Origin of the sequence: Nonomuraea sp. NPDC049419 (assembly GCF_040676995.1) — a bacterium.
Taxonomy (GTDB): Bacteria; Actinomycetota; Actinomycetes; order Streptosporangiales; family Streptosporangiaceae; genus Nonomuraea; species Nonomuraea salmonea.
Genome location: NZ_JBFAQB010000006.1, coordinates 102,894 through 115,168, shown reverse-complemented (window position 1 = coordinate 115,168; position 12,275 = coordinate 102,894). Strand labels below are relative to the sequence as shown.

The window sequence follows — 12,275 nt, the reverse complement described above, 5'->3', positions numbered from 1 at the left end:
GGTACCGCTAGAAAGTATCACTGACTACCAGTACTTAGCAACGCCGAATAGCTGGGACGGGCCGCCCGGACTTGTGCCGGATCGCCGTAGTATCGGGCTATGACTTCTGGCCCCCCGGAACCTGTCCGCCGTGCCGACTGGCGCGTCTCGCATGACGAGCGCGAAGCGGTGGTGGAACAGCTGAACAATGCGGCGGCCGAGGGCCGGATCGACCTCGAAGAGCTGGACGTGCGGCTGAGCGCGGCCCTGAACGCCAAGACGTACGGCGATCTCGAGCGCCTCACCGCCGACCTGCCGCCGGAGGTCCCGGTCGATCAGGAGCCGCTGGTCCTCAAGGGCGGCATGCACGGCGTCACGCGCACCGGGCGCTGGGACGTGCCGGGCCGCATCATCGTGTACGGCGGCATGGGCGCCGCCAAGCTCGACTTCTCCCAGACCGAGTGCCGGCTGCCCGAGGTGCAGATCGAGGTGCACGGCGAGATGGCCGGCGTCACGATCGTCATCCCCGACGGCTGGATCGCGGAGACCTCGCGCATGAATCCCGGTCTGGGCGGCTTCAGGGACAAGACCACGCCCGACCGGCTGCCCAGGACCCCGCTGATCCGCCTGGCCGGCAGCGGCGGCGCCGGGGGAGTGGTCATCCGCCACCCCAACAGCTGGGAACGCCGCAAGCTGCGCCGCCTCCAGGAGCGCTGACCCCCCGGCACCCGTACGCCGTGCGCTCGCCAAAGAGCGCTGACCCTCTTGAAGCGCTGCGCGGCGGGAGCGTAGAGCTGTGCGCTCGCCAATCCGAACCGCGCGCGCGGTCGTCTCAGGCACGTGGGCGCGCCCGCTCGGCCGCGACCCCCGCCAGGTGATCACACACCTGACCGGCCCAGGGCGCGTCCCGCTCCCGCAACAGCGAGCCCAGCGCCTGCCAGGTGGAGGGGTCGTCCGGCGCGAGCACGACGGCCTGCTCGGGCAAGAGCCGCTCCCGCAGCCCGTCCGGCCTGGGCAGCATGGACGCCGTACGGTGGCCGGGCTCGCGCCAGCCGTCCGTCAAGGGCTCCTCCAGCAGGAAACGCGGGATGAGCAGCGCCTCCTGGGCGAACCGGTCCCCGCTCACGTCGCCCTTGGCCCGGAAGACGCCGGCCAGCCCACGGCTGTGCGCGACGACCGACTCCATGACGGGCGCACGTGCCACCCGCAGGCTCGCCACCATCCCGCTGTAGTGCGCGTCCAGCTCCGACAACTGCCCGTGCACGGCCCGCAGCCCCAGCGGCATGCGGGGCATGCTCCACTGCAGGACGTACAGGGTGCCCTGGATGACGCTCTCGGCCTTGGTCAGCGCGATGAACCAGGAGTCGAACCCGTCAGTTCGCCGAGCCTCCTCCAGCAGGCGGAACGCCCGCTCCACCAGCATCCCGACCAGCGAGGACGCCTCAGAGGAAAGGGGTCGCGGCGCGGGATCGGCCTGCGCGAAGGGGGTGGTCATCCACTCGTGGAAGGTGCCCGGAAGCCGCCCGTCGAAGAAGGTCCGGACCATCTCCTCGGCCGTCCCGCCCCCGGACCGCACCCGTAGCAGCAGGGTGATGGCCCGCGCCGCCCCCGTGACGTCCCGGCACAACCCGCACTCCACCACGTCCACGACATAACGGACGGCCGCCGACGGATCGTCCGTCTGAAGCGCATGGAAGAGGGCCGCCCGCAGCAGGCGGGCCGACTCCAGGACGCGGCTGTTGCCATCGCGGGCGTCCGGGGCCCAGGACCGTCTGACCGAGTCGTGCGCCTCCCACCGGGCCAGCAGATCGATGGCCCAGCCGGAGGGCGGGAAATCGACGGAGGCCGGCAGGTAACCGCCCGGCTCGCCCCCGCCCCGCCGCGCCAGCCACAGGAACGGGATGCGCATGGACGGGGCGAACTCCAGCCCGATCGCCCGCTCCAGTGCCTCGGCCAGCCGGACGGTCACGATGTGCCGGGGGATGCGGCCCTGGAGGTCGCCGCCCGGGAAGCGGGACGGGCCGAGCACGGCATCGCAGGTGCCGGCGAACAACGCCTCCTGCATCAGTTCGCCGAGGACGCCCATGAGCGTCTCGGCGCCGGGCGGCGTCTCCCGGGCCTGCCACCGGATGTCGATCATCCCATCAGCCCGATCGTGCCGACGATGTCGCCGTAGTGCTCCCTCGCCGTGCGGAAGCCCTCGATCAGCCATTCGCGTACGGGCCTGCGGCCGGTCCGCTCGTACGCCAGCCCGCGCCGCGTCCACACCACGCCGAGGTCGTCGAGGAGCCTGCCGGGCTTGCCGGTGGTGGCGAGGTGGTCGATGTCGGCGAACGCCTCGCGCAGGAACGTGCGTACCTCATGCTCTGACGCCAGATGCCCCAGCGGCAGATAGAACCCTTCGGTGTCCTCGGACAGATCGAGGAAGACGGCGAGACCGGGCAGCGGCGGCACCCGGGAACCAGCGAAAAGCGTGCGAATCATGTGATTCGCCGGATTGGCCCCTCGATCCAGCTCCGCCCACTGCCCGAACGCGTCAGGCCCGAGCGGGACCGCGATCGGTGCGGGCCGGTCGAGCGTGAACAGGACGAGCACGTTGGGCCCGCTGTCATCGGCCATCGTGCCGGAACGTACGTAGTCGGCGACGGCGGCGTCCCCGGTGGGATGAAAGGCCAGTAAACAGAAGACCGCCGAATACTCCCGCAGCTGCCGCATGTTCTCCGGCCGCAGCAGATCGGGCAAATGCCGGACATTTCCCGTATTGAAGCGCCCGACCGCCAGCGCCTCCTCCAGAATGGCCTGCAGAGAGATGACCAGCATGCCGTGCACGTTAACGCGCGAAACCGTGCTCCGCCGCTCGTTGCGGGAAATCACCTGAGCACGATTCGACGCTCCGATGCGCGAGAAGCCGCAGGGCGTCGGCGGACCCGGCATCGTTCGGCGTGTAGACCTCGAGCCGGTGATCGGGGCTGTCGGGCTGCAACCACACCTGATAGCTGACGCCGACCGCCCCGACGGTGGGGTGCCGCAGGTGCATGGTGCCGACCGTGCAGTCGGCCACCTCACCCTCCGCCCACAGCGTCGCGAACTCGGCACTCCGCATCGTCAGCTCACCGATCAGCTTCGCCAGCAGCGCGTCGGTGGGGAACCGCCCCGCTGTGAGCCGCAGGTAGGCGACGTGGACGCGGGCCAGCTCGTCCCAGTTGCGATGCAGGTCGCGGGTGAACGGGTCGAGGAAGAACATCCGGGGAACGGACGGGCGCCGCGCCGCCTCCTGCGGCGCCTCGAACGGGACGTGCTCGGCCATGAGCGCGTGACCGGTACGGTTCCAGGCGAGCACGTCGCCCCGCCGGCCGAGCACGATCGCCGGCATCGCCTCGCCCAGAGACTCCAGGAGCGCGATGACCCGGGGGTGCGGCTCCTCGGCAGGAGGCTCGGACAGATACGGGTTGCCGGGTTGCCGGGCGAGGTTGTGCAGGTGGACGGCCTCGATCGGGTCGAGCTGCAGCACCCGCGCGAGGGCGTCCAGCACCTGCTCGGAGGCGCTCTCGGCCTGCCCCTGCTCCAGCCGGACGTAGTAGCCGACGCTCACCCCCGCGAGCTGGGCCAGCTCCTCTCGCCGCAGCCCGGGGACGCGGCGCGTGGTCCCGTACGTCCGCAGCCCGGCCATCTCCGGCGTGACCAGATCACGCCGGCGCTTGAGGAACGCTCCCAGACTCTCCATGCGACCGATCGTAGGCGGCCCGGCTCCCGCGTGGGTGACCCTGTCAGGTGCACCCATGGCAGGGGGATGGCTGACGATCCGGCCCCGGCCCGACAGTCAGGGACATGTCGCAACAGCACAATGCACCAGGGCTGCGAGCCTGGCTCGGCCTCATCGTGGTCCTCGGGCCCGTCCTGCTCGTCTCCATGGACGGATCCATCCTCTTCCTGGCGATGCCCAGGATCAGCCAGGCCCTCATGCCCACCGCCGACCAGGCCCTGTGGATCCTCGACGGCTACGGCTTCGCCGTCGGCTCCCTGCTGATCGCGTTCGGCAACCTCGGCGACCGGTACGGCCGGCTGAAGCTGCTCATGATCGGCGCCACGGTCTTCGGCATCGGCTCCGCCCTGGCGGCCTTCGCGCCGAACGCCGGGCTCCTCATCGCCGCCCGCGCCCTGATGGGAGTGGCGGGCGCGACCCTCCTCCCGTCGGCGCTGGCGGTGCTGAGCGAGCTGTTCGCCGACCCGCGGCGCCGGGCGCAGGCGATCGGCGTCTTCGCCGCGGCGTTCGCCGCCGGCTTCGCCATCGGCCCGGTGGTGGGCGGTCTCGTCCTGGAGCGGTTCTGGTGGGGCTCGGTCTTCCTCGTCAACGTGCCGGTCGTCGCCCTGTTCCTGCTCCTCGCACCCGGCCTGCTCCGCGAGGTGCGCACGAAGCGCGCAGGCCGCATCGACGCGCTCAGCGTCGTGACCTCAGCCCTCGGCCTCTTGCTCGTGATCTACGCTGTAAAGGCGGCCGCCACTGAGGGCCTATCCAGCAGCACGGTGATCGCGGGCATCGCCGGGGCGGCGCTCCTGGCCTGGTTCGCCCGCAGGCAACCGCAGCTCCGGCGGCCCCTGATGGACTTCTCGCTCTTCCGCGACAGGCTCTTCTCGCTGGCGATCGTCACCGGGCTGCTGCCGCTGGCGGCGTGGTCGGCGACCGCGTACCTGGCGGGCGTCTACCTTCAGTCCGTCCTCGGCCTGAGCGTCCTGCACGCGGCCCTGCTCGCGATCCCCGGCGCCGTCGTCCTGACCGTCACGTGCGTCGTCACGCCCTTCGTGGTCGACCGCATCGGCAAGCGCACCGCCCTGATCGTCTGCCACTTCTTCATCGCGGGCGGCCTGCTGTTCCTGCTCCCCACGGCGATCACCGGCGGCATCGGCTGGTACGTGACCGCCACGGTCATCACCGGCATCGGCTACGGCATCAGCTTCAGCGTCGTCGCCGACACCGCCGTCGACGCCGTCCCCGTCGAGCGCGCGGGCGCGGCGGGCGCGATCGCGGAGACCAGCAACGAGCTGGGCAACGCCCTCGGCATCGCCCTGCTCGGCTCAATCGCCGCCCTGGTCTTCCGCCTCCAGGGCCCGGACCTGGCCCCCACCCTCGACGAGACCCTGCACCTGCGCGACCTGGCGCCGGCCCTGGCCACAGAGGCGAAGACGGCCTTCGTCGCCGGCCTGCACGTGGTCGCCGCGGTGGCGAGCGCTCTGCACGTCGTGCTCGGCGTCGTAGCCGTCTCCACCCGAAGAGGTGGCGGTGGCATCGTGCAGCCGGGGCCCGGGCCGGGCGTAGTCCCAGTCCAGGATCTCCACGGGCTCCGACCCTGGCGCGCAGGGCCGGATCCACGGTCAGTGCTTGCGCTTGGCGGTACGGCCGAGGCGGAAGGCGGAGATGAGGAAGAAGACGCCGCCCGGGATGGCGTAACCGGCGGCGTTGGCCAGCGTCGGGTCGGGGGCGGCGGCGCCGAGGATGAACGAGGCGCCGGCGAGCACCGAGATGCCGCCGCTGAGGATCATCGGCCACTGGCCGCCCATCTTGCGCCGCGGCACGGCCACGATGAGCTGCACCGCACCGGCCACGATGGCCCAGGCGCCCCAGACGCGCAGCACCGCGGGGATGCCGGAGGCGCACGCGATGGCCACGCCGATGGCGGTGATCGAGCTGACGGCGACGTTCACGTACAGGAGGGCAGGGGAGCCGGTCGCGCGCGAGGAGCGGGCGTCCACGATGGCGGCGCCGACGTCGAAGAGCGGATAGAGCACCAGCAGGGTGACCGCGAGCGGGCCCAGGTTCGCGGCCGTCGTGAACATCACGAGGGCCCAGACGATGGCGAAGGCGAACCGGACGAAGTACAGCCGCCGCAGTGCGGACGCGGTCCCGGAGAGGCTGGGGGAGGCGGCGATGGAGCTCATGGTGGTCCTTTACACAGCGAAGAGGTGACGAGGAGGCCGCGCACGCGGGATCGACTCGCCAGAACAGAACGTTCGGTCTTGCCTAGACTCCTCCTCGTTTGGCAAACTGTCAAGACCGAACGGTCTACCCACTAGGATGGTCACATGCGCACCGAAACCGAAGGCCGGCCGTCCGAAGCGCGGTCCCGGCTCCTCGACACGGCCACCCGGCTCTTCTACGCGGAGGGCATCCACTCCGTCGGTATCGATCGCATCGTCGGGGAGGCCCAGGTCACCAGGGCCACCCTCTACCGGCACTTCCCCGGCAAGGAGGAGCTCGTCCTCGCCTACCTGAGCGGGGTCGACCGCGCCATCCGGGCACCCGCGGAAGAGGCCGCCGCCGGCCTGCCGCCCGCCGAGGCGATCCTCGCCATCAGCCGCTCCATCGCCCAGGGCATCCAGTCGGAGGGCTTCCGCGGCTGCGCGTTCCTCAACGCCGCCGCCGAATACCCCGACCCCGAGTCGCCGGTGCGCAAGGCCGTGATCGCCCACCGCCAGTGGTTCCTCGACACCGTCACGGGCCTGCTGGCCCAGATCCGCGAGGACGGCGCCGAGCCCGCCGGACGCCACTTCGTCATGATGCGCGACGGCGCGATGGCGGCCGGCTGCCTGTTCGACCCCGAGCTGATCAGCGACACGTTCCTGCACGGCGTCGAACGCCTGCTGGAGGTCTACACGACCAGCGGTGGCACCACCTCGGCCGGCGCCTGACGTCATCGGGTCCCCCCGCGTGGCGACCGCGCCGGGCGGGGGGACCCGATGAATACTGGACGCCATGCGCGTCGACTTCGACCCCGATGAGCTGGGCGGGGACGCCTTCTACCGGTTCCTGACCTCCGTGGTCGTGCCACGGCCGATCGCGTGGATCTCGACGATCACCCCGGACGGAGCCGTCGAGAACCTCGCCCCGCACTCCTTCTTCAGCATCGCCAGCACCGACCCGCCGATCGTGCAGTTCACCTCGATCGGCCGCAAGGACTCGCTGCGCAACGTCGAGGACACGCCGGAGTTCGTCGTCAACTTCAGCTCCGAGCCGCTGATGCGCCAGATCCGCGACACCGCCACCGACGTCCCGCGCACGGTCAGCGAGTTCGACATGGTGGGCATCGAACGCGAGCCCAGCCGCCTCGTACGCCCACCCCGGGTGGCCGCCTCGCCCGTCGTCCTGGAGTGCCGCTCCCACACGACGCTGCGCATGGGCAACTCCACCCTGGTCTTCGGCCGCGTCTTCCTCGCCGCCGTGCACCAGGAATACCTCGTGGACGGCCGCCCGAACGCCGAACGCCTCCGCCCCCTGACCAAGCTGGGCGGCGACCAGTGGGGCACGCTCGGCGAGGTGCTGCACCTGGCGCGCATCCCGTACGAGGAGCCCGCCCGCTGAGCACCCCTATGTGCGGTCCTCGACGGGAACGGGCTCCGGCAGCGGGAACAGCGCCCGCCACCTCTCGATGAGCCCGCGATCACCCTTGGCGGTGCCGCCGTCCAGCAGCTCGTCGAGGGGCCGGTCGGTGCGGAGCAGGGCGAGCAGGGTGTCCAGGTCGGTGGCCAGCGTGGCGCCGGGATCGTCAGGCTCGCCCCGGCTGACCGCGATGCGCCCATCGGCGACGGTCACCGTGAAGTCGTCCTCGCCGATGCGGAGGCCGAGGGTCGCCGCGAACCCTTCTGCGGCGCGGGCGTCGAAGAGCGCCTCCAGCGACAGCAGCACCGAGTCGACCCCGATCGGCGCGTCAGGCCGCAGGCCCGGCGAACGGCCGCCCCACCTGGCCAGCGACACCACGATCGGCCCCAGCTCGGCACCCCACCGGGTCAGCTCATAGACCCAGGACGCGGCCGGCCTGGCCAGCCGGCGGCGGCGTACGACCCCGGCCGCGGTCAGCTCGCGCAGCCGCTGGGTGAGGATGTCGGTGCTCACCCCGGGCAGCCCGGCCTGCAGGTCGGTGAATCGCTTCGGCCCCAGCAGCAGCTCCCTGACCACCAGCAGCGCCCATCGCTCGCCGACCAGGTCGAGGGCGTGCGCGACCGCGCACCCGTCGTCGTATTTCCGCTTGCCCGCCACAGAGCGATGCTAGCGCACCTCATAGGAGAAGCCATCTAGCAACTTGGAATTTCCAAGTAGTTACTGCTACTGTCCAAGTCCGGTTGAACGGACAACAAGGAGGCGGCACATGCCCGTGTTCACCATCGACGCCCCTGAGGGCGCGTCGCCGGACGCGAAGCGGAAGATGCTCAAGGAGATCACCGAGGCGCTCGACGGGGCGTACCGCATCCCCGACACGCGGGGCTGGGTGCGCGAATACCCGGCGGAGAACGTTTCCCAGGACGGGCGGGTCGGCGCCGACCCGGTGCGCCCGGTCTGCACGCTGGAGGCGCCCGAGCTGTACCGGCTGGACGCCAAGCGCGAGGTGGTGCGGAAGATCGAGGCGGCCATCGCCGGCGCCTACGAGGGCATCGCCGACACCGCGGAAGTGCTGGTATTGATCAACGAGTACCCCCTGCACAACGTCGGATGGCGCGGCAGCCTGCAGTCGGACAAGCCCGAGATCGTGGCCGCCGTGACCCAGGCCAACGGCTAGGTCATGCGGCCATGTGCTCGGGGCGGACGCCCAGGCCGATGAAGCGGCGCAGCCGTGACAAGGTGCGGAACGCCATGAAGATCGGCGGTACGTGCCCGATCGTGTCGTCGGCCAGGTCCTTCGGATAGAGGCGACGCGGGATGCCGAGCCGGAACGCCTGAGCGGGGCGACCGCATCCTGCGCTGCCACGTTGATGCCGAGCGGCCGCCGGGTGACATGGCGTGCGGCATCGCCGGTGCATCGGCTCGGTGATGCCGCACGCAGCCGATCCGGCGGCCTCCAGCACCCCGGCCGCCGGCCGCCCCGTACGGTCCAGGACGCCTACGGCAGCCCGGCTCCCCTGGTGGGCGGACACGGGGTCGGGGCGCCGGACGGTGGCGGCATGTCGATCACGAATTGGAGCACCACAGGCGGCGACCTGCGCGTTCCCCACTTCATCGGCCTGCACTCCATCCAGGTATTCGTGCTGACGGTGCTGGTTCTCACCGCCCTCGCGCGCTCGCGGCGACGGCCGTCCTGACCGCGCTGGCGGCGGCCCTGATCGTCACGGTGGCCCATCGCAACGAGCCGGATCGTCGCGCCGAGACGGTGAGCCCACGGGAGCTGGTCCTCCACAGGAAGGCGGCGCACCGCAACGAGCTCACGCGGGGCGAGACGAGGGCGCCCGCCGGCTCCCTGGATGTGGACTCGCACCGCAGCGTGGCAAGCGCGCCGGCCCGTTCTCCTGATCTCGGTGCCAGATGATCGCCGGGACAGGCCGCAGGCGTCGTTCGGCCGGCGCGAGCCGATGACTACCTGTTCCACTCCTAGGCGGGACCCCTGGATGACCTCCGCCCCGCCACGATGATCAGTACCCCGGCGATGGCCCCGACGAAGTACGGTGACGGAACGAGCAGCACCCCGCTCACCAGGCACCACACCGCAAGCCCCCACCCGATCCCGGCCGGCACGGCCACCCCCCGTCCGGCGAGCTGCCAGACCAGGCAGCCCAGGAGGATCAGCGGCACGGCGAAACTGCCAGGACCGGCCCAGAAGGCGACCTGATCATCCAGGTTCCCCTCCGCGCCGGACAGGAGCGGGACGGCCGCCCACAGCCCACGCTCCACCCAGCCGGCGACATCCTCCCGACTGATGAGAGTCAGCAGGGACAGGTGCCCGATCCCCAGCACGAGCATGATTCCGGCCGCCCAGCGGAGCAACCGCCTTTCGGTGTTCATCACGACGTCCTCCTCAGGTGGGCGCGCCAGGCCCGCTCCCATTGCCGGGTCAGGGCCGGGTAGACGACGAGGTACCGGAACGGAGCGATGGCGGCCAGGTAGAGACGCCCGAACCGGCCGTTGGGCCTGACAAGGACGGCCATCCGCAACTCGTGGTCGCCCTTTGCGCCCGGCACCCACCCGAGGTGCATCACGGCGTGCACGGTCCCGTTCGCCAGCTCGCGCGCGGACTCCCGCTCCAGCTCGTACACCGGCCGGAGGGGCAGGGAAGCGCTCTCCGGGCCACGCGGTGCGGCGCGGAGGTCGTCCGGCAGGCGGTCGCGGATCGAGGTGACCCGCCTGCCGAGGCCTGACGACACCCTGTCCCAGCCGAAGAGCGCGCCGAGCCGCCATCGGAGGGCGAACAGGAACCGCGCCGGCCCCCTCAGCGCCGCGGGCCCGCCGGCCGCCCGCGTGGCCTCGAGCATCGCCGGGAAGTCGCCGGGTCCGGCTCCCGGCGTGCGGAACGACCACACGTCCTCGACCGAGAAGTCCCGCGTGAGCTCGTGAATGCGCCACGGGAGGGACGTGTGCGCGGACTTGGGGAGTCTCATGACAGATGCCGTTCGGCCATCATGGCCAGCAGTGTGAGCTGGTCGAGGTCGGGGGTGGCGGCGGGGGCGAGCTCGCGGTAGCGGCGGTGCAGGTTGACCACGATCCGCTCGGCGTCCAGCCAGGTGGCGTACTCGCCCAGGTCGACCTTCTCGATCGCCTCGCTGAAGGACAGGCCCTCAGCGTGGGCGGCGTCAGCCTGCTCGACCACGTGGGCGAGGTAGCCGCGTACCGCACGCACGCCGTCGGGGTCGGTGACCGGGCCGTGGCCGGGGACGATCGTGGCCGCGCCGGTGGCGATCAGCTGGTCGCAGGCGGCGATCCAGCCGCTGATCGGGCCACTCCACACGATCGGGGTGCAGCCGACGAACAGCAGGTCGCCTGCGAACAGCACGTCCGCGTCCGGTACATGCACGACCGAGTCGGCGGCGGTGTGGGCCGGGCCGAGGTCCATCACGCGCACCTCGCGGCCGCCGACGTCCAGGATCAGCTCCCCTTCGTAGGAACGGTCGGGCAGCCGCAGGCGGATGCCGCTGAAGTCGAAGGCGCCGAAGCGCTCGCGGAAGTAGGGCGTCGCCGGGCCGATGTCCACGACCTGAGTGGCGGTCAGCATCTCCGGCGGCATCTCGTGCCGCATCTCGTTGCAGGTCGCCGCCGCGGCGATGATCTCGACGCTCTCGGCCAGTAGCTGGTTGCCGTGGGTGTGGTCGCCGTCGGCGTGCGTGATGACGGCATGGGTGAGCGGGTGCCGGTCGGTGACGAGGCGCATGGCGGCGAGCATCTCGGCCGTGAGCGGCAGGTCGAACAGGGTGTCGACCAGGAGGGACGCGCCGTCGCCCGCGATCAGGCCGGCGTTGCTCCAGCCGTACCCGCCGTCGGGCAGCAGCCACGCCCACACGTCCGCGCCGACCTCGTGCAGGCCGCGCGTGTAGGGCAGCCGTGACGGGGCGCGGTTGACGCGCGGGCGCGGCGGCCGCCGGTCCGGGTTGTGCCGGGGCGCCAGCCGGTACGGCGCCGCCGACCCGCGTACCGTCTGCCGGGTCGCGCCCAGCCCATCGACGGCCAGCTCGACGACGTCGCCGTCCCGCAGCCAGCCTGGGAAGGAGGCCGGGTCGGTGAGCGACAGGTGCTCGACGAGGCAGCAGCCGGGCACGGTGCCCGAGCCGAACACGTCACCGGGCAGCAGGTCGACGCCCCGGGAGGCGTAGGAGACGACCTCGCCGAAGCTCCAGTCCATGGCGTCGGTACGACCCGAGCCGATGGTGCGGCCGTTGACCTTGGCCTCGACGCGCAGGGCGAGCCGGCCCCCGCGACGCCAGGGCGCCAGCTCGTCGGGGGTGACCAGGAACGGCCCGAGGGTGGTGGCGCCGTCCTTGCCCTTGGCCTGGCCGATCGCCATCGGCGACTCGCGTAGTTGCAGGTCGCGGGCCGACCAGTCGTTGTAGATGGTGTAGCCGATGATGTGCTGCTCGGCCTGCTCGGGGGTGAGGTCGCGGCCTCCGGGGCCGATGATCGCGGCGATCTCCAGCTCGAAGTCGAACCAGGCGCTGCCGGGAGAGATCGGCACGTCGTCGTACGGGCCGACGATCGTCGCGGGGGAGGCGAAGTAGAAGGCGGGGATCTCGTACCAGGTGTCCTTGAGCGTGCGGGGCGCGCCGGAGGCGTGCTGGCAGTTGCGCATGTGCTCGAGGAAGCACAGGCAGTCGCGGACGGACGGGGGGCGCGGGATCGGCGCGCGCAGCATGGCGCCGGCCAGCGGGACCGGTCGCTCGCCTGAGGCTAAGGCGGCTTCCCCGGCCGCGCGCAGTTCGTCGGCACCCTGGCTGATCAGCTCGATCAGGTTGACACCCGGCGGGGCCGGGTGGATCAGGTCCTCACTGAGCACGCCGGTGCGGTCACCGGTGCTGGTCGCATAGGTCACCCAGCGCATGAGCGAACCTCC

At 71.4% G+C, this 12,275-nt stretch carries 14 protein-coding genes; 6 read left to right on the top strand and 8 right to left on the bottom strand.

Annotated features, from left to right (window positions below; all coding sequences use genetic code 11):
- The first annotated feature begins 99 nt into the window (after positions 1–99).
- Positions 100–696, top strand: coding sequence for a DUF1707 domain-containing protein (locus AB0K12_RS20235; protein ID WP_364563026.1), 597 nt, complete (start codon positions 100–102; stop codon positions 694–696).
- 115 nt (positions 697–811) lie between these two features.
- Here AB0K12_RS20235 and AB0K12_RS20230 read toward each other — a convergent pair whose 3' ends face one another.
- Genes AB0K12_RS20230 through AB0K12_RS20220 form a run of 3 tightly spaced genes read right to left on the bottom strand, consistent with a single transcriptional unit; the run spans position 812 to position 3,703 of the window.
- Positions 812–2,119 carry a hypothetical protein gene (locus tag AB0K12_RS20230; RefSeq protein WP_364563023.1) on the bottom strand — a complete coding sequence of 436 codons (1,308 nt, stop codon included), beginning with the start codon at positions 2,117–2,119 and terminating at the stop codon, positions 812–814.
- The gene (locus AB0K12_RS20225; protein WP_364563020.1) at positions 2,116–2,799 is read right to left on the bottom strand and encodes a hypothetical protein; all 684 of its coding nucleotides are present in this window, start codon (positions 2,797–2,799) and stop codon (positions 2,116–2,118) included. Before AB0K12_RS20225 ends, AB0K12_RS20230 begins: the two co-directional genes overlap by 4 nt.
- Before the next feature lie 10 nt (positions 2,800–2,809).
- On the bottom strand, positions 2,810–3,703 hold the full coding sequence (locus AB0K12_RS20220) for a helix-turn-helix transcriptional regulator (protein WP_364563018.1): 894 nt from the start codon (positions 3,701–3,703) through the stop codon (positions 2,810–2,812).
- A gap of 185 nt (positions 3,704–3,888) precedes the next feature.
- Here AB0K12_RS20220 and AB0K12_RS20215 point away from each other — a divergent pair, with 185 nt between their 5' ends.
- From AB0K12_RS20215 to AB0K12_RS20205, 3 genes are all read left to right on the top strand, one after another.
- On the top strand, positions 3,889–6,048 hold the full coding sequence (locus AB0K12_RS20215) for an MFS transporter (protein ID WP_364563015.1): 2,160 nt from the start codon (positions 3,889–3,891) through the stop codon (positions 6,046–6,048).
- 9 nt (positions 6,049–6,057) lie between these two features.
- Positions 6,058–6,663: a TetR/AcrR family transcriptional regulator gene (locus AB0K12_RS20210; protein WP_364563013.1), complete on the top strand. Its 606-nt coding sequence runs from the start codon at positions 6,058–6,060 to the stop codon at positions 6,661–6,663.
- Between the two features lie 64 nt (positions 6,664–6,727).
- Positions 6,728–7,333 carry a flavin reductase family protein gene (locus AB0K12_RS20205; RefSeq protein ID WP_364563010.1) on the top strand — a complete coding sequence of 202 codons (606 nt, stop codon included), beginning with the start codon at positions 6,728–6,730 and terminating at the stop codon, positions 7,331–7,333.
- Positions 7,334–7,339: 6 nt separating this feature from the next.
- Here AB0K12_RS20205 and AB0K12_RS20200 read toward each other — a convergent pair whose 3' ends face one another.
- Positions 7,340–8,008: a helix-turn-helix domain-containing protein gene (locus AB0K12_RS20200; RefSeq protein ID WP_364563007.1), complete on the bottom strand. Its 669-nt coding sequence runs from the start codon at positions 8,006–8,008 to the stop codon at positions 7,340–7,342.
- A gap of 109 nt (positions 8,009–8,117) precedes the next feature.
- On the opposite strand from AB0K12_RS20200, the gene AB0K12_RS20195 reads away from it, so the two are divergent.
- Entirely contained in the window at positions 8,118–8,525 is a 408-nt protein-coding gene (locus AB0K12_RS20195) for a hypothetical protein (protein ID WP_364563004.1), read from the top strand.
- A 1-nt stretch (position 8,526) separates the two neighbouring features.
- Here the strand turns inward: AB0K12_RS20195 and AB0K12_RS20190 are convergent, their stop codons facing one another.
- A complete protein-coding gene (locus AB0K12_RS20190; protein ID WP_364563001.1) occupies positions 8,527–8,811 on the bottom strand; it encodes a hypothetical protein in 285 nt (94 codons plus the stop codon).
- 96 nt (positions 8,812–8,907) lie between these two features.
- Here AB0K12_RS20190 and AB0K12_RS20185 point away from each other — a divergent pair, with 96 nt between their 5' ends.
- Positions 8,908–9,045: a hypothetical protein gene (locus tag AB0K12_RS20185; protein WP_364562999.1), complete on the top strand. Its 138-nt coding sequence runs from the start codon at positions 8,908–8,910 to the stop codon at positions 9,043–9,045.
- Between the two features lie 286 nt (positions 9,046–9,331).
- On the opposite strand, the gene AB0K12_RS20180 is transcribed toward AB0K12_RS20185, so the two are convergent.
- Genes AB0K12_RS20180 through AB0K12_RS20170 form a run of 3 tightly spaced genes read right to left on the bottom strand, consistent with a single transcriptional unit; the run spans position 9,332 to position 12,263 of the window.
- Positions 9,332–9,742, bottom strand: a complete 411-nt coding sequence (locus AB0K12_RS20180) for a DUF6463 family protein (protein WP_364563947.1) — start codon at positions 9,740–9,742, stop codon at positions 9,332–9,334.
- Positions 9,742–10,335, bottom strand: coding sequence for a DUF2867 domain-containing protein (locus tag AB0K12_RS20175; protein ID WP_364562996.1), 594 nt, complete (start codon positions 10,333–10,335; stop codon positions 9,742–9,744). Before AB0K12_RS20175 ends, AB0K12_RS20180 begins: the two co-directional genes overlap by 1 nt.
- Positions 10,332–12,263 (bottom strand): fumarylacetoacetate hydrolase family protein, encoded by a 1,932-nt coding sequence (locus tag AB0K12_RS20170; RefSeq protein WP_364562993.1) that lies wholly within the window; start codon positions 12,261–12,263, stop codon positions 10,332–10,334. Before AB0K12_RS20170 ends, AB0K12_RS20175 begins: the two co-directional genes overlap by 4 nt.
- Positions 12,264–12,275 lie beyond the last annotated feature (12 nt).

Bases quoted from the DNA above. Each gene is read 5' to 3' on its own strand.
- AB0K12_RS20195 (WP_364563004.1), top strand. From the start codon at position 8,118: ATGCCCGTGTTCACCATCGACGCCCCTGAGGGCGCGTCGCCGGACGCG.
- AB0K12_RS20230 (WP_364563023.1), bottom strand. From the start codon at position 2,119: ATGATCGACATCCGGTGGCAGGCCCGGGAGACGCCGCCCGGCGCCGAG.
- AB0K12_RS20180 (WP_364563947.1), bottom strand. From the start codon at position 9,742: ATGAACACCGAAAGGCGGTTGCTCCGCTGGGCGGCCGGAATCATGCTC.
- AB0K12_RS20170 (WP_364562993.1), bottom strand. From the start codon at position 12,263: ATGCGCTGGGTGACCTATGCGACCAGCACCGGTGACCGCACCGGCGTG.
- AB0K12_RS20210 (WP_364563013.1), top strand. From the start codon at position 6,058: ATGCGCACCGAAACCGAAGGCCGGCCGTCCGAAGCGCGGTCCCGGCTC.
- AB0K12_RS20185 (WP_364562999.1), top strand. From the start codon at position 8,908: ATGTCGATCACGAATTGGAGCACCACAGGCGGCGACCTGCGCGTTCCC.
- AB0K12_RS20220 (WP_364563018.1), bottom strand. From the start codon at position 3,703: ATGGAGAGTCTGGGAGCGTTCCTCAAGCGCCGGCGTGATCTGGTCACG.
- AB0K12_RS20235 (WP_364563026.1), top strand. From the start codon at position 100: ATGACTTCTGGCCCCCCGGAACCTGTCCGCCGTGCCGACTGGCGCGTC.
- AB0K12_RS20205 (WP_364563010.1), top strand. From the start codon at position 6,728: ATGCGCGTCGACTTCGACCCCGATGAGCTGGGCGGGGACGCCTTCTAC.
- AB0K12_RS20175 (WP_364562996.1), bottom strand. From the start codon at position 10,335: ATGAGACTCCCCAAGTCCGCGCACACGTCCCTCCCGTGGCGCATTCAC.
- AB0K12_RS20225 (WP_364563020.1), bottom strand. From the start codon at position 2,799: ATGCTGGTCATCTCTCTGCAGGCCATTCTGGAGGAGGCGCTGGCGGTC.
- AB0K12_RS20215 (WP_364563015.1), top strand. From the start codon at position 3,889: ATGGACGGATCCATCCTCTTCCTGGCGATGCCCAGGATCAGCCAGGCC.